The 18,245-nt window shown below is 59.3% G+C and carries 18 protein-coding genes; 3 read left to right on the forward strand and 15 right to left on the reverse strand.

From position 1 onward, the window contains the following. Position 1 precedes the first annotated feature (1 nt). From A37O_RS0113280 to dapB, 4 genes are all read right to left on the reverse strand, one after another. On the reverse strand, positions 2-2,023 hold the full coding sequence (locus A37O_RS0113280; RefSeq protein WP_018297997.1) for a ribonuclease J: 2,022 nt from the start codon (positions 2,021-2,023) through the stop codon (positions 2-4). A gap of 2 nt (positions 2,024-2,025) precedes the next feature. Then, entirely contained in the window at positions 2,026-2,934 is a 909-nt protein-coding gene (gene dapA / locus A37O_RS0113285) for a 4-hydroxy-tetrahydrodipicolinate synthase (protein ID WP_018297998.1), read from the reverse strand. A 231-nt stretch (positions 2,935-3,165) separates the two neighbouring features. After that, the gene (gene thyX / locus A37O_RS0113290) at positions 3,166-3,924 is read right to left on the reverse strand and encodes an FAD-dependent thymidylate synthase (protein WP_018297999.1); all 759 of its coding nucleotides are present in this window, start codon (positions 3,922-3,924) and stop codon (positions 3,166-3,168) included. 42 nt (positions 3,925-3,966) lie between these two features. Then, positions 3,967-4,713 (reverse strand): 4-hydroxy-tetrahydrodipicolinate reductase, encoded by a 747-nt coding sequence (dapB, locus tag A37O_RS0113295; RefSeq protein ID WP_018298000.1) that lies wholly within the window; start codon positions 4,711-4,713, stop codon positions 3,967-3,969. Between the two features lie 134 nt (positions 4,714-4,847). Between dapB and A37O_RS0113300 the strand changes: the two genes are divergently transcribed. Continuing rightward, a complete protein-coding gene (locus A37O_RS0113300) occupies positions 4,848-5,243 on the forward strand; it encodes a VOC family protein (protein WP_018298001.1) in 396 nt (131 codons plus the stop codon). On the opposite strand, the gene A37O_RS0113305 is transcribed toward A37O_RS0113300, so the two are convergent. Next, positions 5,240-6,382 (reverse strand): D-serine ammonia-lyase, encoded by a 1,143-nt coding sequence (locus tag A37O_RS0113305; RefSeq protein ID WP_018298002.1) that lies wholly within the window; start codon positions 6,380-6,382, stop codon positions 5,240-5,242. The two genes, A37O_RS0113300 and A37O_RS0113305, sit on opposite strands and share 4 nt — an antisense overlap. 82 nt (positions 6,383-6,464) lie before the next feature. Here A37O_RS0113305 and A37O_RS15530 point away from each other — a divergent pair, with 82 nt between their 5' ends. After that, complete coding sequence (locus tag A37O_RS15530; RefSeq protein ID WP_018298003.1) at positions 6,465-7,124, forward strand: AMIN-like domain-containing (lipo)protein; 660 nt, start codon at positions 6,465-6,467, stop codon at positions 7,122-7,124. Positions 7,125-7,190: 66 nt separating this feature from the next. Here A37O_RS15530 and A37O_RS0113315 read toward each other — a convergent pair whose 3' ends face one another. The 5 genes from A37O_RS0113315 to A37O_RS0113335 form a co-directional block, all read right to left on the reverse strand. Continuing rightward, positions 7,191-9,458, reverse strand: coding sequence for a polyribonucleotide nucleotidyltransferase (locus A37O_RS0113315; RefSeq protein ID WP_018298004.1), 2,268 nt, complete (start codon positions 9,456-9,458; stop codon positions 7,191-7,193). Between the two features lie 115 nt (positions 9,459-9,573). Next, the gene (locus tag A37O_RS0113320; protein ID WP_018298005.1) at positions 9,574-10,659 is read right to left on the reverse strand and encodes a baeRF3 domain-containing protein; all 1,086 of its coding nucleotides are present in this window, start codon (positions 10,657-10,659) and stop codon (positions 9,574-9,576) included. A gap of 71 nt (positions 10,660-10,730) precedes the next feature. Further along, complete coding sequence (gene rpsO / locus A37O_RS0113325; RefSeq protein WP_018298006.1) at positions 10,731-11,000, reverse strand: 30S ribosomal protein S15; 270 nt, start codon at positions 10,998-11,000, stop codon at positions 10,731-10,733. Between the two features lie 145 nt (positions 11,001-11,145). After that, positions 11,146-12,093 carry a nucleoside hydrolase gene (locus A37O_RS0113330; RefSeq protein ID WP_018298007.1) on the reverse strand — a complete coding sequence of 316 codons (948 nt, stop codon included), beginning with the start codon at positions 12,091-12,093 and terminating at the stop codon, positions 11,146-11,148. A gap of 79 nt (positions 12,094-12,172) precedes the next feature. Further along, on the reverse strand, positions 12,173-13,150 hold the full coding sequence (locus A37O_RS0113335) for a bifunctional riboflavin kinase/FAD synthetase (protein WP_018298008.1): 978 nt from the start codon (positions 13,148-13,150) through the stop codon (positions 12,173-12,175). A gap of 30 nt (positions 13,151-13,180) precedes the next feature. Here A37O_RS0113335 and truB point away from each other — a divergent pair, with 30 nt between their 5' ends. Further along, positions 13,181-14,074 carry a tRNA pseudouridine(55) synthase TruB gene (gene truB / locus A37O_RS0113340; RefSeq protein ID WP_018298009.1) on the forward strand — a complete coding sequence of 298 codons (894 nt, stop codon included), beginning with the start codon at positions 13,181-13,183 and terminating at the stop codon, positions 14,072-14,074. Here the strand turns inward: truB and A37O_RS0113345 are convergent. Genes A37O_RS0113345 through rbfA form a run of 5 tightly spaced genes read right to left on the reverse strand, consistent with a single transcriptional unit; the run spans position 14,069 to position 18,230 of the window. Continuing rightward, positions 14,069-14,725, reverse strand: coding sequence for a 4'-phosphopantetheinyl transferase family protein (locus tag A37O_RS0113345; protein ID WP_018298010.1), 657 nt, complete (start codon positions 14,723-14,725; stop codon positions 14,069-14,071). The two genes, truB and A37O_RS0113345, sit on opposite strands and share 6 nt — an antisense overlap. Then, positions 14,725-15,522 (reverse strand): metallophosphoesterase family protein, encoded by a 798-nt coding sequence (locus A37O_RS0113350; RefSeq protein ID WP_018298011.1) that lies wholly within the window; start codon positions 15,520-15,522, stop codon positions 14,725-14,727. Before A37O_RS0113350 ends, A37O_RS0113345 begins: the two co-directional genes overlap by 1 nt. A 3-nt stretch (positions 15,523-15,525) precedes the next feature. Then, positions 15,526-16,827, reverse strand: coding sequence for an MATE family efflux transporter (locus A37O_RS0113355; protein ID WP_018298012.1), 1,302 nt, complete (start codon positions 16,825-16,827; stop codon positions 15,526-15,528). After that, complete coding sequence (locus tag A37O_RS0113360) at positions 16,824-17,789, reverse strand: DHH family phosphoesterase (RefSeq protein WP_018298013.1); 966 nt, start codon at positions 17,787-17,789, stop codon at positions 16,824-16,826. Before A37O_RS0113360 ends, A37O_RS0113355 begins: the two co-directional genes overlap by 4 nt. Then, positions 17,790-18,230, reverse strand: coding sequence for a 30S ribosome-binding factor RbfA (rbfA, locus tag A37O_RS0113365; RefSeq protein ID WP_018298014.1), 441 nt, complete (start codon positions 18,228-18,230; stop codon positions 17,790-17,792). Positions 18,231-18,245: the final 15 nt, after the last annotated feature.

An 18,245-nucleotide genomic window follows, 5' to 3' on the forward strand; every position in this document is an offset into this window, starting at 1 on the left:
GTTAGAGCGACTCGCGCTCTGCTGCGATCTCGTCGTCTTCGACTGGCTCGTGATCGTCGGCCGACATTGGCACGACGGTTGGCAGGATGACAGGCTCGCGCTTGTACTTCTGCTCGATGGAACGAGACACTTTACGACGAAGCGCCTGCACCATTCGGTAAGGGTCATTCTCGCCCTCGGCCGCGAGGTCGTTCATGAGGTTTTCTACCCATTCCGCGACCTCTGGAACCAAGCTGCGGTCGTCTTCTGCGAAACCAGTGGTTGAGACAGTCGGGCGCTCAAGCAAGCGGCCGGTACGAGAATCAATCACACAGGTTACGGAGATAACGCCACCAGCTGCGAGGTTGGTACGATCCGCCAAAACGTCCGCTTCCACTTCGCCCATGGTTTCACCATCGACGTAGAGGTTACCCACCTGGTACTGGCCAGCGACCTGCGCACGACCGTTGACCAAGTCAACCACGACGCCGTTTTGAGCCAGGACTGTGTTTTCGCGCTTCACACCGGTGGACACTGCGAGTTCGTTGTTCGCGCGCATGTGACGCCACTCGCCGTGGACTGGCATCGCGTTCTTTGGTCGCGCCGCGTTGTAGAGGAACAGCAGCTCACCGGAGTAGCCGTGGCCGGTTGCGTGAATATGAGCATCCTTGTTGGTCACAACAGTGGCGCCGATCTGCGCCAGGTTATTAATAACCGCGTAGATCGCCTCTTCGTTGCCTGGAATCATCGAGGACGACAGGAGGATCAAGTCGCCATCGCGCACCGTGATCTGGCGGTGCTCGCGACGAGACATGCGCGACAGAGCAGCCATTGGCTCACCCTGGGTACCGGTGGTGATCAAAAGTACCTTGTGAGGAGCCATCTTTGAGGCTTCATCGATAGAGACGATCGTACCGCGAGGTGCCTTGAGCAGGCCCATCTTCTCGGCGATCTCCATGTTGCGGATCATCGAGCGACCGTTGAACGCGACCTTGCGGCCATTGGCAACAGCGGCGTTGACGGCCATCTGCACGCGCGACACGTTCGACGCGAAGGAGGACAGGATCACTCGCTGCTTGGCGCCGCCGATGAGGCGAATGAAGTTTTCCTCGATGCCCTTCTCGGACTCAGAGAAGCCCGGGGTGGTGGCGTTCGTGGAGTCACACATCATCAGATCGACGCCCTCATCGCCGAAGCGAGACAGCGCAGGAAGGTCGGTTGGCTTGCCGTCGTACGGGGTCTGATCCAGCTTGATATCGCCGGTCATGATGACTTGACCCGCTCCGGTGCGGATCGACAGGCCGAGAGCATCCGGGATGGAGTGACCAACGGTCCAGAAACGAACATTGAATGGACCAACGCTGATCTCGGACTTGTTGTTCACCTCATGCAGCTTTGGACGCTGACGATGTTCCTTCGTCTTCGCCGCAATCAGTGCGTTGGTGAACTTAGCCGAGTAGATCGGAATATCCGGGCGCAGCTTCAGCAGCCAAGGAATGGCGCCGATGTGGTCCTCGTGGCCGTGCGTGACGACGAGTGCCTCAATCTTGTCCAGCTTCTTCTCGATTGGGCCGAAGTCAGGCAGGATGAGATCCACGCCAGGCTCGCCGGACGAAGGGAACAGCACGCCACAGTCAACGACAAGCAAGCGACCGTTGTACTCGAAAACGGTCATGTTACGGCCGATTTCCGAGATACCACCGAGCGCGTAAATGCGCAGACCGTTAGCTGGGGCCTTCCCTGGTGCAGGAAGACGCTTCGTCATATCTGCACCCTGCATCGACTTCACGGGGTTGCGACGGTTGCCGCCACCATTGCCGCGACCGCGACCGCCACGACGGCCACTGTTGCCTCCGCGGTTGCCGTTATTGCCGGATCCCTTTTGGGATTCGTTGGACGACTGACCAGAGTTCTCCTGGTTCTGTGTCTCCTGCTTTTGAGAAGCCTGGTTGTCCGGAGCCTGGAATACAGGCGCCTGGTCACCGGCCTCCGGCGGGCCAGCCTTGCGGGTGACCTTACGTGGCCGATTACGTGGTTCGTTCATATTTATAGGACTCCAGCCTTTTTCATATCACGGCGGAGAACCTCCATCTGTGCATCGTCCGCGGGGACGACAGGAAGACGTGGGTCCCCCACCTCAATGCCCTGCAGACGCAGAGCAGCTTTAGCGAAAGTAGCACCACCAAGTAATGCTTGCTGTACAGCAAGTACCTGCATGGTGTTGGCATTGATTTCCCGTGTTCGGGCGAGGTCGCCTTCCTCGAAGCTTGTACGTAGTTCACGCAATAATGCGGGCGCAGCGTGCCCGACTACTGAAATGAAGCCGGTAGCGCCGAGAGCGAGCCACGGCACATTGAGCGGATCGTCGCCAGAATACCAGGCAAGTCCTGTCTCTTGGATCAGGGGTGCGGCTTCGAACATATTGCCCTTTGCATCTTTCATTGCCTTAACTGTGGGCAGTTCTGCAATGCGGCGAATTGTGTCCGACTCGACTGGGATTCCCGAGCGACCGGGGATGTCATACAGACAAATAGGCAAATCAGTCGCGGACGCCACGGCTGTGTAGTGCTGCACCAAACCCTCTTGGGTGGGCTTGGAGTAATAAGGGGTCACCACGAGGAGTGAATCTGCGCCAGCCTCTGCCGACGCTTGCGCTGCAGCGATAGAGGTCGCGGTGCTGTTCGTTCCAGCTCCCGCGATAATCTTTGCGCTATCGCCAATCTCTTCGCGAACCGCCTTGATGAGTGCGACCTTTTCGTCCAACGTGGTCGTTGGAGATTCACCGGTGGTGCCAGCCAAGACAAGTGCATCGATGCCGTTGCTGACGAGGTGTGCAGCAAGCTTTCGACCAGCGTTTACGTCCAAGGCACCGTCACGGTCAAAAGGAGTGACCATGGCGACGCCGACGGTTCCGAAGTACTCAGCTCCGGTATTTGCTGTCAATGAAATGCCCATGACGCTTTAGATTACCTTCTTGATAGTAGTGTCGCGCAATTACGTCGAACAGCCGGTGTGTCTATGTCTTCAGAGATAACAGGGATAACAGGGATAACTGAATTTTCACCGGCAGAACCAGTTGCACAATTATGGAGTTGAGCTCAATTTAAGATTCAATCTGCCTCTTACTGCGACTTTAGTGCGCCGCAAGGGATTCGGAAAGTACTTCTCCCCCTCCCCCGAGGCCGTTTATAAAGCAGTTTCGTACGGGCTTGCTGCCATTTCGGACCCATCGCTGAGCTTGGTGACCTGGAAATCGTCGAAAAGCGTCGGTGCCTGCTCTTGTAAAATACGCAAACACGTTACTGCCAGAGTACGGATCTCAACGTCAGCGTGTTCGGCTGCGCGCGCCCCAATGAAATGGCGCCAGGTGCGGTAATTACCACTGACAACGATGCGCGTTTCCGTGGCGTTCGGAAGAACGGCGCGGGCAGCCTGGCGGGCCTGCTTCTTGCGCAACAACGCGTTGGGTTCTTCTTCGAGGCGCTCCTCTAGGGCGTGCAACAGCTCTTCGTACACAAACCGCGACTCGTCGGCGGCGCGCAGGAAAAGCCGGTTGAGTTCCTCATCCTGGGCAATCAGCGGAGGCACGACGATCTCATTGGTCTCTGTTGGCACAAAGCGCTGCGATAACTGCGAAAACGAGAAGTGGCGGTGCCGAATCAGCTCGTGAGTTGCTGCCCGCGAAATGCCCCGAATGTACATGGTGGCGCTTGCATGCTCGAGAAGCGCGGTATGCCCCACCTCCATGATGTGCCTGAGATAGGACTCATTGGATTGGGTGTGCGGGTTTGGCTTGTCAAAGGTTTCATAGCAGGCGCGACCAGCGAATTCGACGAGTGCCTCAGAATCGGTGGCACTCTCGTCAGCACTCCAGTCGATGTCAGCGGGAGCGTTGAACTGGGTAGCGGCAATGAGTTTGACGTCGAGGTGTTTGACCTCTGCCATAAAAGACCCTTTCTTTAAGGTGGATCTAGACGAAAGGCCCTTTTATAGGCCCAGGTAAGAATCAAGCCCGACGGTCAGCCCGGGGTGCTGATCAACCTGACGCACACCGGTCAGAACACCTGGAACGAAAGAGTCACGTCCGTAGGAATCCTGCTTGATGGTCAGGGACTGATCCTTCGTACCAAAGATGATGTCCTCGTGTGCCACCATGCCGGTCATGCGCACGGCGTGGACGCTGACCCCGTCGACGTTGGCGCCGCGGGAGCCTTCCAATGCCTGCTCGGTGGCATCGGGCATAGGTCCCATGCCGGCGTCCTTGCGCGCCTGGGCAATGCCCTGGGCGGTCTTCACTGCGGTACCGGATGGGGCATCAAGCTTGTTCGGGTGGTGGTATTCCACGACCTCAGCCGACTCAAAGAAAGGTGCTGCCTGCTTCGCAAATGCCATGGCCAGCACGGCAGAGATGGCAAAGTTCGGGGCAATCAGCACGCCCACCGAGGGTTGAGCCTCCAGCCAGGTGCGCAGCTGGTTGTAGCGCTCCTCATCGAAGCCGGTGGTGCCCACGACGGCGTGGATGCCGTTGGCAATGCAGAATTCAAGGTTGCCCATCACTGCTGCGGGGGTGGTGAAATCCACAACGACCTCGACACCTGCGGCGACGAGTGCGTCCAAAGAGTCGCCCGCGTCAATCTCTGCGACGAGCTCAAGGTCGTCCGATTCGTTTACGCCGTTGACTACAGCCGAACCGACGCGGCCTTTTGCACCCAGTACGCCAACTTTTGTTGCCATGTGTGTCACTCCTTTATAGTCTTCGGCACACAATTGTGTACCGGCAATGATGACCAGTGTATTAGTTTCACGCAGACAATCCTCAACTCGGTGCCCAGTGTCCGCCGGAATTGTTTTTCCGGCACAATAGGGCCATGCGTATAAACATCACATCTATCTATGTCGACGACCAGGAAAAGGCCCTCGATTTTTACACGAACATCCTCGGTTTTCAGGTCAAGCACGACGTTCCCGCTGGCGGTGCGCGCTGGCTCACCCTCGTGTCCCCAGAAGACCCCGACGGAGTAGAGCTCCTGCTCGAGCCCACCGGCCACCCCGCGTCCAAGGTATTCAACGAGGCGCTTTATAACGACAACATGCCGTTTACCCAGTTTGCCGTCACTGATCTCGATGCCACCTTCGCCGAGCTCAGCGCTAAGGGTGTTGAGTTTCAAATGGAGCCGACAGTCATGGGTGTGGTCAAGATTGCCGTGCTCGATGACACCTGTGGCCACTACATCCAGCTCGTCGAGCCGGTCGCCGATTACTAGAGCGCAAGCAAATCCGCCCGCTCGTCCTCAGGCACCGTCGATCCCCCGGTTGCCCACACAAGGTGGGTACCGGGCAGATGGGCGAAAGCTCGGTGGCCTGCGAATCCGGCCGCCGCGGACGGTTCAATAAATATTCCATGCGCGGCGTGGAAGCGCCGCATATCCTGCAGGAAGGTCTTATCGTGGGCCGTCACGCAGGCAGTGATGAGGCGTCGCATTCGCTTGCCGACGAAGGCGCTGGTCCTGCCTACTGCCAATCCGTCCGCGATGGTCCGTCCGTCCAGCCCGATATCGGCAACTGAGATCTCGTTGAACATTTGGGTGGCCATGCCCAGCAGCATCGAGGGTGCGTGCGTGGGTTCGACAAAGTAGCCGTGGACATTGTCGCCGAACTCGGTCTTCAACCCGAAGAGCACACCCCCTGGTCCTCCGCCAACGCCACAGGGCAGATAGACATGTAAGGGGTGCTCTGCATTGACCTCCACACCGTTGCGGCTCAGTTGCTCCTTGAGGCGACGCGCGGCGACTGCGTAGCCCAAAAATAGGTCGCGCGAATTTTCGTCGTCGATAAAGTACGTGTCTGGGTGTTGGGAGGCCTCCCGTGCGAATTCCACAGCAGCGGAGAAATCTCCGTCGTGTTCGATGACGGTGCAGCCCTTTTCACGCAGCAATTGTTTCTTCCATTCGCGGGCATCGCGGCTCATGTGGACCTCCACGTTGAAGCCAATCGCTGCCGACATAATTCCGATGGACAGCCCGAGGTTTCCCGTGGAGGCTACCGTGATTGTGTACTTGGAATACCACTCGGTGTCTCCCAGTGTTCCGCCTAAGTCCTCGGCGAGTTTCAACACCGCGTAGATCCCACCTCGGGCCTTGATGGACCCGCTGATGGGTAAGTGTGAATCAAGCTTGACCCACACATTGCCGTACAGCATCAAAGGCGATTCGATGATCCCTTCCTCGGTATCGGGAAAGTTTTCCGCCAGCCATGGGGCCGCGCGAATCAGGAGCGCCTCGGCCTCGTCGATGTCCGCTTTGGTCAGGTCGTTGTCGGCCTGTGCGATCTGGAACGAGGAGAGGTCCGGGTTGATCCAGACCGTCGGTTGGGCGGCGCGAAGGTCGCTGAGAGTGGAAGCCATATCCTAAGCCTACTTGCAACGATTCTCTTACGATTCCCCAGATCACCCTGTGAGATCGCGATGAAATCGTTAAAATTGCACTATGAAACAGAAGTCACTTGCGTTGATCGCTCTCCCACTGGTTACGGGTTTGGTGTTGGCGGGTTGCTCCGATAGTGGCAACGAGCAAGCAGCAGGCACAACCACCAGCACGGTCCAAACAACTGTTGAGTCCAACGTGGATTCAGCCAACGGCACGACCTCGGCGTCGCAGACCAGCACGGGTGAGGCTGCGCCGACGACGACAAATACCGATACTCGGATGCTGGGCACCGCAGTGACCGGTTCAACGTCGTTTACGGAACCCCCGCTTGCCGAACTCGTCATTAAAGACGTCAGGGTTGCCAGCCATAATGGCTTCGACCGCGTGGTCTTTGAATACGAGGGCACGGGAAGTCCCGGCTACCATGCTGGCTACACCGACGAACCCCGCCAACAGGCCTCCGGTTACCCTGTGGAAGTTGCTGGCCAGGCTTACCTCGAGCTGATGATCCACGGCACCCCGATGGGGATGGGCGACCCGAATAGTCAATGGGTCCAACCCGGTCCGTGGGACTTGAAGGCGGGCAATATCGCCGGAGTTTCCCACGGTGCCGTCTTTGAAGGCGACACTCAGGTATTCATCGGGCTTGATAAGCAGCGCCCCTACTCCGTGACCATCTTGGAGAACCCGACGCGCGTGGTTGTCGACATCGAAGATTAGCCAGAGACACAAAAACTGGCCCGGAGAAGAATCCGGGCCAGTTTTTCGTCGTCAAGCGAAATGCTCTTAATCGTCCTTGACTGGAACCAGCGAAATCTTGCCGCGGTTGTCCACGTCCGCGATCTCCACCTGGATCTTGTCGCCGACGTTGACCACGTCCTCGACCTTGTCAATGCGCTTGCCATCGCCGAGCTTGGAGATGTGGATCAAGCCGTCGCGGCCCGGGGTCAGGGACACGAATGCGCCGAAGGCGACCGTCTTCACAACGGCGCCCAGGAAACGCTCGCCGACCTTAGGCAGCTGAGGGTTCGCAATCGCGTTGATCTTGGCGATCGCGGCATCAGCTTCCTCACCGGTGGCTGCCGAGACGAACACGGTGCCGTCGTCCTCGATGGAGACGTCCGCGCCGGTGTCCTCGGTGATCTGGTTGATGGTCTTGCCCTTGGGGCCGATGACCTCACCGATCTTGGACACGGGGACGTTGACCGTGGTGATCTTTGGAGCCAGTGGGCTCATCTCGTCGGGTCCGTCGATGACCTCTGCCATGGTCTCCAGGATCGCGTCACGGGCGTCCTTGGCCTGGTTCAACGCATCGGAGAGCACCTGGGATGGGATGCCGTCGAGCTTGGTGTCCAGCTGCAGCGCGGTGATGAACTCGGAGGTACCTGCGACCTTGAAGTCCATGTCGCCGAACGCATCCTCTGCGCCGAGGATATCGGTGAGAGCAACGTACTCGGTCTCGCCGTTGACCTCGCCAGAGACGAGGCCCATAGCGATACCAGCAACCGGAGCCTTCAGTGGAACACCTGCGTTGTACAGCGCCAGAGTCGACGCACAGACAGAGCCCATGGAGGTGGAACCGTTGGAACCCAGCGCCTCAGAGACCTGGCGGATCGTGTACGGGAACTCCTCGCGGGAAGGAATCACTGGGGTCAGGGCGCGCTCGGCGAGAGCACCGTGGCCGATTTCGCGGCGCTTCGGGGAGCCCACACGACCGGTCTCACCAGTGGAGTATGGCGGGAAGTTGTAGTGGTGGATGTAGCGCTTGGACTTCTGCGGGTGCAGGGAATCCAGCTGCTGCTCCATCTTGAGCATGTCCAGGGTGGTCACGCCGAGGATCTGGGTCTCGCCGCGCTCGAAGAGAGCGGAACCGTGGGCGCGTGGAACGAGGTCCACTTCGACACCAAGGTCGCGGATGTCCGTGGTGCCACGGCCATCGATGCGGTACTCCTCGGTGAGGATCTTGTTGCGCACAACGTCCTTCATCACGGCGTTGTAGGCGGCGCGGATCTGCTTGGAAGCATCCTCGAACTCGTCCTCGAACTGGCCGAGAAGCTGTGCTTCGACCTGCTCCATGTGCGCATTCGTGGCATCGTCGCGGTCGGCCTTGCCGGCGATGGTCATCAGGGAGCCGAGCTTCTTGCGGGAAGCCTTCTCCACGGCCTTGAACACCTCGTCGGTGTAGGACGGGAAGAGTGGGAACTCCTGTGGCTCGCGGGCTGCGCGCTCAGCAAGGCCAGCCTGTGCCTCGCACAAGGTCTTGATGAATGGCTTTGCAGCCTCAAGGCCTTCGGAGACAACGGATTCGGTTGGAGCTGGTGCGCCGCCGGCGACCTGCTCGACAACGTTCGAGCCTGCGCCTGCCTCGACCATCATGATGGCAACATCTTCCACAGACTTGTTGCCGCGCTTGCGGGTAACAATGCGACCTGCGACAACCATCTCGAAGAGAGCGCGCTCGTGCTGGGTGTGGTTCGGGAATGCGACCCACTCGCCTTCTGGGTGCTTATCGTCAGCGATCAGCGCCATGCGCACGCCACCGACAGGGCCAGAAACTGGCAGGCCGGAGAGCTGGGTTGCAGCAGAAGCGCCGTTAATAGCAACGACGTCGTAGTAATCCTCTGGGTTCTGCGACATGACGGTGATGACAACCTGGACCTCGTTGCGCAGGCCCTTGACGAAGGTTGGGCGCAGAGGACGGTCAATCAGACGGCAAGCGAGGATGGCTTCGGTGGAAGGGCGACCTTCACGACGAAAGAACCCACCTGGAATCTGACCTGCCGCGTACATCCGCTCTTCGACGTCAACGGTGAGCGGGAAGAAATCAAAACCCTCGCGAGGGTTGTTCGAGGCAGTGGTGGTGGCCAACAACATGTTGTCGTCGTCCAAGTATGTGGTCACGGAGCCGCCTGCCTGGCGGGCGAGCTGACCGGTTTCAAAACGAATGGTGCGTGTACCGAAATCGCCATTATCGATGGTGGCGACGGCTTCGGTGATTCCGTAGTCCTCGTCTACATGAAAATCGACGGAGTTTTTCGGAGTATGGTTGCTCAAATGGATCCCTTTCCTTGGGGTTAATCCCGGCGATCATCGGTGTCGCCGAATAGTGAACTTTTGCAACTCGCGTCATTTTAGCAGGCAGCGCACCTATTGGCCAGTTCAACTACCGCTAGTATCGGAACACGGCTCCGACCCCGTGTCCTCCGGCCAGCTCCGGCACCACGTCGATCACGCCACGATTGATCAAGGTATGTGCAATCGCCGCATCAAGGTCTTCTGCGCGTGCGGTCTCCTCAAGCACTCGTTCGGCAAGAACCAGAGTTGCCACGCGTCCTGCAGCGGAGTCCTGGCTGATCAGCGCCGGGTCATTGGTGGCTAGGCCGGTGCCGAGCGCCTGCTCAACCTGGCCCACCAGATCGTCGTGAAGCTTTTTATTCTCTTTGGCGACAATGGGCCACGCCGCCTCGTGGAGTTGGACCTCGCTGAGGTGATCGGGGTTGCCGGAGACGACGTCGTCGAGGAGGGTGACGTTGTTGAGGTAGCTGCTGATCGCTCCGCGGTATTCATCGACCGTGGCCAGCACCAATGGGCGGCCATCGCCGGTAAAGCGCTTTTCTATTGCCTTGCCCACGGCTTGGAGGAATCCGTTGAGCACGTTGTAGTCGCGGGGGCCGTGTCCGTGCGCACCGGAGAGCTCGCTGCTTTGGTGTTGCAGCTGCGGCTCGCGGGTCGAGACTCCTTCGACATCGTCGGAGGACTCAGGGAGCTCACCTAAAGGTAACTCCGTGATCGTGGCGCGGTCGGCGGCAAATAGGCGCACCTTGTTGCGGCTCATGGCGAGCAGCAGGAATTCGAGGTCCGAGGTAACAAGCGGGAGCAGCGGTCGCAGGTTGGGGTGATCACCGACGCTCACCTGCGGCAAGTAGTCGCGATCGACGCGGAAGTAGCGCGCGTGCCCGGGCTGAACGTAAATGGCCAGGCCGTCACACTGGGACTGCCAGAATCGATCGGAGTTGGCCAGCGTTTCCACCGGCGCAAGCAACGCTTCGGCATCGGTTTCGGGATAGCGCTCGGCGAGGCGTTCCCGCGCTTGCCCCAGAAGTGGCCGCAAGCGCTGGGAGTCGGTGAATGTTTCGGGACCGCCGCGGTGGGTGGGAATCACGAAGGAAACCGCAGGGCCGGGCTGCCGTGCCAGGCCACGCAGATCATCGTGCCGAATAGGGTCGGAATTCTTGATGATGTTTTTGGTGTCCATAGTTCAACCCTACTAAATTCATAAGAAAAGCCGCCTCCCTTTTGGGAGACGGCTTACACGCAGGGCTTCGCTTAGCGACGAAGGCCCAGGCGGGAGATCAGATCGCGGTAACGCTCAACGTTGTTCTCAGCCAAGTACTTCAGCATGGAACGACGGCGACCCACCATCAGCAGCAGACCACGACGGGAGTGGTGATCGTGCTTATGGAACTTCAGGTGCTCGGTCAGGGTGTTGATGCGCGAGGTCAGCAGTGCAACCTGTGCCTCTGGGGAACCGGTGTCAGTCTCGTGAACGCCGTACTCCTTGAGGATTTCAGCCTTCTTCTCAGTGCTCAATGCCATGAGGGTACTCCTTGTTTATTTCAGTCCACATTCATCGGAAAAGTCTTTGTGCTGCGTTTACCGCTGTGGACCACAGTAAGAATGCAACAGACCTTGAAAGACTTTACGCGATGGGTACCGGTTTAACCAAAAACTACCGGGCCGATTACTTGGCCAGGGCTGTCAGACGCGCCATGAACTCGTCGACAAAGCGCTCTGCATCAACGGCGACAGCAACCTTGGCGGTCTTGATCGGATCGTTGAGGCGCTCTTCGTCGGCGATGGTGCGACCGCGGGTGCAGCCTTCCACGTCCGTCTTCATGTTGACGTCGATGGTGGTGACCAGCGATGGATCGACTGCGACTGCGACGGCCAGTGGGTCGTGCAGGCCACAGCCCCCGAGGTGAGGAGAGGTGGTCTCGTAGGCCTTGATGTAGTAATCGGTGGCGGTGGCGAGGAAATCGCCGCCCGGGGTACCCAGTGCGTGCCACTTCGCGGTGTGCTCGGAGGTCAACAGGGTCTGCAGAGTGACATCCAGGCCAATCATGGTGACGTCCTTGGCCCGCTGGAAAAGCAGGTCGGTTGCCTCTGGGTCCTGGTTGACGTTCGCCTCTGCCCAAGCGGAGACGTTGCCCGGTACGGTCAGCGCGCCACCCATCATGACGATGTGGGCGTTCTCGGCGAAGGATTCATCTGCTTCGATAGCAGCTGCGATGGTGGTGGATGGGCCGGTAGGCACAATCACCAGGTCATCGCCGTACTTGCGTACCGATTCCACGAGGAAGTCAATGGCGGACTTGCGCTCTACGTGGCGCTTTGGCTCAGGCAGCTTTGCCTCGCCGATGCCGTTGCGTCCGTGGATGAACTCGGAGATTTCCAGAACCTCGAAGGAGTCACGCTTGCGTGCGTGATCTGGGCCAGCGAACACTGGGACGTCGTCGCGGCCGAAGAGCTCGAGGATTGCCAGGCTGTTGCGCACACCCGTCTCAACGAGGACGTTGCCGTAGGTGCCTGTGACACCGATGAGGTCGAGCTCCTCGGACCCCAAAGCGTAGGCCAGGGCCAGCGTGTCGTCGACACCCGTGTCGAGATCGAGAATGATCTTTCGTGCCATATGGCAGTTATCTCCTTAAAAGAAATGTGAAAGTAAATCCGGCAGTCAATTAAAGCCAAGACGTTACTGTAGACCTATTTTAGGAATTAAGTCCAAGTACGGTACGCGTTTTCTGTACATCGTTGGACATATTCTCCAGCAATTCGTCGACAGAATGGAATTTCACCATGTCACGGACCTTTTCTACGAACTCCACCGTGGCCATGCGACCATATAAGTCGGCCTTTTGATCCAGGATGAACGATTCCACTGAGCGCTCGTTATCCCCAAATGTGGGGTTCGTGCCAATCGAGATCGCCGTCGGGTACTTCACCCCAGGGACCATGTCTCCATCGATCGGCCCCTTCTCCTCGCCGTCCACGATGGTGATCCAGCCCGCATACACACCGTCGGCCGGGAGCGCTTCGGACTCGGAGAAATATTGGTTGGCGGTGGGATACCCAAGCTCTGTCCCTCCACGCCCCGCACCGTGTTCGACCTCACCGGTCACCGTGAAGTTGCGGCCTAATGCCTGAGCTGCCACGTCCGCATTACCGGAGCTGAGCTGTTCGCGAATATATGTCGAACACACCCGCTGGCCTTCCTCGACCAAAAGCTCCACCACGGTCACGTCCACGCCATATTGCGAGCCGAGTTCCCGCATGGTCTCAGCGGTGCCCGCGCCTTGGGCGCCGAAGGTGAAGTTCTCCCCCACCACCACGTGGGTTGCCTTCAGCGTGTTCACTAGGACGCAGCGGAAATAGTCCTCAGGCAATTCGCCAGCGAGTTCCTTAGTGAAGTCAATGATCAGCATGTGATCGACCCCGAAGGATTCTAATAGCGCGGCGCGGTCCTGCAAGGAGGTCAGCGTCGTCGGGGTGCGCTCGGGGGCAAATACCTCGATCGGGTGCGGATCAAAGGTCATCACAACGCTCTCGTGACCACCCTGACGTGCTAATTCCACTGCCTGCTTAATCAGCCGCTGGTGTCCCCTGTGCACTCCGTCGAAAACACCGATGGTCACCACGGTGCGCCCGGGCAACTCGGGAACTGCATCTAGTCCGTACCAAATATCCACGTTTTAAAGATTACGGCATAGTGTTGAAATATGACCGATCCCCTAATTGATTCCGGCATTGTGGTGGTAGACAAGCCGGGCGGCATGACAAGCCACGACGTCGTCTCCCGCCTGCGCCGCTTCTTCAAAACGAAGAAGGTCGGCCACGCCGGCACCCTCGATCCCATGGCCACCGGCGTGCTGGTGCTGGGTATTGGGCGTGGCACCAAGCTGCTCGCCCATTTCGTTGCCCACGACAAGACGTATGCGGCGACCATCCGGCTCGGCCAGGCCACCACCACCGAGGATGCGGAAGGTGAGCTGGTCAGTGAGGCAGATGCGTCGTCGCTAAGCGACGATGCCCTGCGCACCGCCATCGGCGAGCTGACTGGCACCATCATGCAGGTCCCGTCGAAGGTATCTGCGATTAAGGTCAACGGGCGTCGCGCGCACGAGCTGGTGCGCGAGGGTGTCGAGTTTGAGCTCGATCCGCGCGAGATCACGGTGTTTAGCTTCGATGTGTTAGACATTCGTCGCCACGGGAGCCTCGTGGATGTGGACGTGCGCGTGCACTGTTCCTCGGGCACATATATCCGCGCGATCGCGCGCGACCTCGGCGCGAAGCTCGGCGTGGGTGGGCATTTGATCGCTTTGCGACGAGAGACTGTCGGCTCCTTCACCCTCGATTCCGCCCGCACGCTCGAGCAGTTGGAGGAGGCGCCGGAGTTTTCCATGAGCCTGGATGAGGCGATGCAGCGCGCCTGGCCCACCTTCGATGTCACCGCCGCGGAATACGAGGCGCTGGCGATGGGCAAATGGCTCGAGCCGCACGGCCTCGAAGGAGTCCAGGCCGCGGTGGGGCCCGATGGGCGCGTGGTTGCCTTGGTGGCCGAAAAGGGCAAGCGCCTGTCTACCGTGTTCGTGGCCAGGCCGTCGACCTTATAGGACGTAGGTCGAGGCGATCACGTACTTGCTGCGGGTGACCCAGCGCCCCTCGATGAACGGGACGGGTGTGGGCCGCACGAGCAGGTAGGCGATGAATGTGCCGTCGGCACGCAGATCGATCTCGGCGTCATCGAAACCAAGCCACCGATGCGTCATGGGGAACCAGGCCTTGTACACGGCTTCCTTGGCGCAGAAGAGCAGCCGGTCGGCAAAGTTCACCCCTTGGGCCTCGAGCTCCTCGAGTTGTGGACGCTCGCCTGGCCTAGCGATCTGGTCCAGAACCCCGGCGGGCAATTCCATCGCCGGTTCGGCATCAATGCCCAGCGAGCGAACCTGCGAAATCGGGGCGACCACGGCGGCACGGAAACCGTCGGTGTGCGTCATGGAGCCGGTATAGCCCTTCGGCCACAGCGGCATGCCGCGCTCCCCTTTCAGGATCGGCCCCGGATTATCTACTCCCAACTCCTGCAGAGCGCGGTGGGCACACCAGCGCGCATCGCCGAACTCCGCGCGACGCCTGCCCACGGAGTGCGCGACCACGTATTGCTCGAGCGGATCGAGTTCGGAAAAATTCGTCAGGTCGGATTCTTCCTCGTCGGTGAGGATGTAGACGTAGCGCGCGCTGGCGGGAAACAACTCGAGGTCTTGCATCACTTGACCTCCAGTACCGGATACGGCCATGGCAGGCCGTGTTCGTGCCTGGTCCACTCTTTGGGGTAGCCAAGTGAGACTTCCACGTGCACGACATCGTCGACAAGCATCTCGGAAGGCATATGCAAGTGACCGTAAATCACCTTCTTGGCGTTATAGCGCTTCGCCCAGCCGCGTGTGTGCCTAGTGCCGCACCACAGCGCGATCTCCGCCCAGCGCAGTCCCAGCGTCGGTTCCTGGACGAGCGGCCAGTGATTGACCAACACGGTGGGGCCGTCAATTTTGGAAAGGCGCTTGATTGAGTACGTCAATCGATCCCAGCACCACGCACGGATGTCGACGAAGGGCGCAATGGCCACCTCGTCCGTCATCATGATCTGCTTTTCCTTGGCGGATTCGACGGCTTCTTCCACGCTCATGCCGGGGCCGCGAAACGAGTAATCGTACAAGGTAAACAGGGGCACGACGGTGACGTCTCCGAAGACCGGATAATCGTCCTCCGGGGTTACCACCCCGATCTGGCGGAGTTCTCGGACCAGCTCCTCGTACTTGTTGCGACCGCGGAACCGGTCGGCGCTGCGCGAGAACAACTCGTGATTGCCCGGTACCCAAATGACTTTCGCGTAGCGACGAGACAACTCCCACAACACGCGCACGACCATTTCTGAGCGCTCAGCGACATCACCCGCGACGATGAGCCAATCATCCGGGTTCGGCGGAACAAGCGTGTCGATCCGCTCGTGGTTCGATTTGACCGCGGCGTGAAGATCCGACACGGCCCACAAGGTGGTGGTCATACCCTACTTGTCTACCACGGCCCAGGCCATCGAACGGAAACGAACCACCACACCGACCATGCGGATCAGGATGAACACCAAAAGACCCACCCAGATTCCGGTCAGTCCGCCGTCGACGAGATAGCTAATCCAGACTCCCGGCAAAAAGCCCAACAGCACCGAGGCGATGGTGAGATTGCGCAAAAATACCGCGTCGCTGGCGCCGAGGAGCACGCCGTCGAGGGCGAAGACGACACCACCGGCCACGATCATGGCCAGCAACAGCCACCACGGGGTAGACATCTGCTCGAGTACGGCCTCATCGGTGGTGAAGATGCGTTGAATCCACGGGGCACCGATGCCGAAAACTAGTGCCAGGCCCGCGGCGAAAACCGTGGAATAGAACGTCACCTTCGTGCCCACTTGCCGGGCATTGTTGACGTTCCCGCTGCCCAATGCCGAGCCGGTCAGCGTCTGCGCGGCAATAGCCAGGGAGTCAAGAACCAGAGTGATGAAGTTCCACAGCTGCAGCATGATCTGGTGCGCTGCCAACGCCACCACACCAACGCGTGCGGCCACCGCAGCGGCCGAAATGAACGCTACCTGGAAGGACAACGAACGCATGATCAAATCGCGTCCCAGTACCAGCTGCCGTTTCATAATCGACCAGCGCGGCCGCCAATCACCGTGGTGTTGTTTGATCAGCGCGGTTAGGAAACAACTCGACGTAATGGCCACACCCAGTACGTTTGCTGCGGCCGAGCCCACCAGGCCCCACCACTGGACGAAAATTGGGATCGCAATCGCTCCCGGAATCACACCTGCCAGGGTGAAATAGAGTGGCCACCGCACATTTTGAATGCCACGCAGCCAGCCGTTGCCCGCCATCACGATCAAGGTCAGTGGGATCGCAAAGGCAGAGACATGCAGCCACGACGTCGTGCGTTCTGCGGTTGCTGGGTCACCGGTGAGTGCAAGAGCAATGGGATAGGCAAAGATCCACACGATGGCAGCCAGCAGCAGTCCGACAGCAATCCCGACCCAGGTGGCCTGGACTCCTTCGGCGATGGCTTCGTCGCGTTTGCCTTGGCCATAGAGCCGCGACGAGCGCGCTGTGGTGCCGTAAGAGAGGAAGGTCAGCTGGGTCGTCACCGTGGATTGCACGGTGGTTCCTGCTGCCAGTGCCGCGAGCTCTGCGGCTCCGAGCCGGCCGATAATGGCCGTATCTAATAACAAATAGAGCGGGCTAGCCGCCAACACGCCTAGAGCGGGGAACGCGAGCGAGAAGATGGTGCGCGCTGAGATGTCGCTCGCGCGGGTGCTCACTGCGCGATGAGGGCGCCGAGCAGCTTATCGACGACCTCTTGGGGAGTGCCACTGGAGGAATATCCAGCAGCAGGCGCATGTCCGCCACCACCGAGCCGGCCCGCGATCTTGGACACGTCCACGGTCGCCGAACGCAACGAGACCGACCACCAGCCGTAATCAATTTCCTTGAACACAACACCGATATCGGTGCCGCGCAGCACGCGGACATAATCGATGAGCATCTCAACCGCCGACTGAGTCATCTTGCTGTAGTGATCGTGGCCCGCGGTCAGCACTGCCACCTTGATGCCGTGGCGTTCCACGATCTGGACACCCGACATGACTTCACCGATCAGGCGGATGTCTTCCGAGGTGAGCTCGTCCATAAGATCCATGGCGATCTGGCGGGTATTGAGCCCGTAGGACATGAGTTCGGCTGCGAGCGTATGCATTCGCTCAGTTCCCCACCGGAAGCTTCCCGTATCCGTGACCAAACCCGAGTACAGGGCAAAGGCCAGGTTGTAATCCATCTCGACATCGAGGTGCTCAAAAATGCCGCGCAGCACCGTCGTGGTGGATTCTGCCGTTTGGATAATGTTGTATGCACCGTAGGCTGGGTTCGACTTGTGATGGTCGATAACCAGTACCTTCTCCGCCACCAAAGCAATTGCTGGCTCAAGCATGCCGGTGCGGTCGCGGGAGGCACAATCCACGGTGACAACGAGATCTGTCGCCGGGAGCTGATCCGTCAAGGCAACGTCTTCGGAGCCAGGGATACAATTTAGGTTCTCTGGGTAGTCAAAGGGTTGACCGATCAGCGTGTACACAGTCTTGCCCATCTGCTTGAGAGCCTGTGACAGCGCACTTGCCGAACCGATCGCGTCGGCATCCGGTTGCACGTGGGTGATCACGGCGACCGAGTCGGCGTTGGTGAGCAGGGCTGCTGCTCCCGCGGCATCCACCATTTCGGAACGAGCCATCTATTCACCATCGCTTTCGGTTTTATACGGATTAGCATCGCCCGCAGGTTGCGCGTTTTCTTTGAGCTTTGCCAATTCTGCGTCGCGAGCCTTCGCCTTCGCAAGTAGTTCCTCCATGCGGGCGGATGCCTCCGGCACGGTGTCGAGCTCGAAAGCCAGAGTCGGAGTGAAACGCACCGAGAGATCGTCGCCTACGATCTTGCGCAGCTGGCCACGGGCACGATTGAGTGCCTCCGCCGCTTGCTCGTAGTCCGGCTCTTCGTCAATGGTTTTGCCGCGGACCGTGTAGTACACAGTTGCGTCGTGGAGGTCACCGGTCACGCGGGTATCCGTGATTGTCACGAGTTCGAGCCGGCGGTCTTTGATCTGGCGCTCAATTGCACTAGCGACGATCGTCTGAATCCTCTTCGCCAACCGACCTGCACGTGGATTGTCAGCCATCTCAGACCACTCCCT

Origin of the sequence: Corynebacterium lubricantis DSM 45231, assembly GCF_000379425.1 — a bacterium.
GTDB classification, from domain to species: Bacteria; Actinomycetota; Actinomycetes; order Mycobacteriales; family Mycobacteriaceae; genus Corynebacterium; species Corynebacterium lubricantis.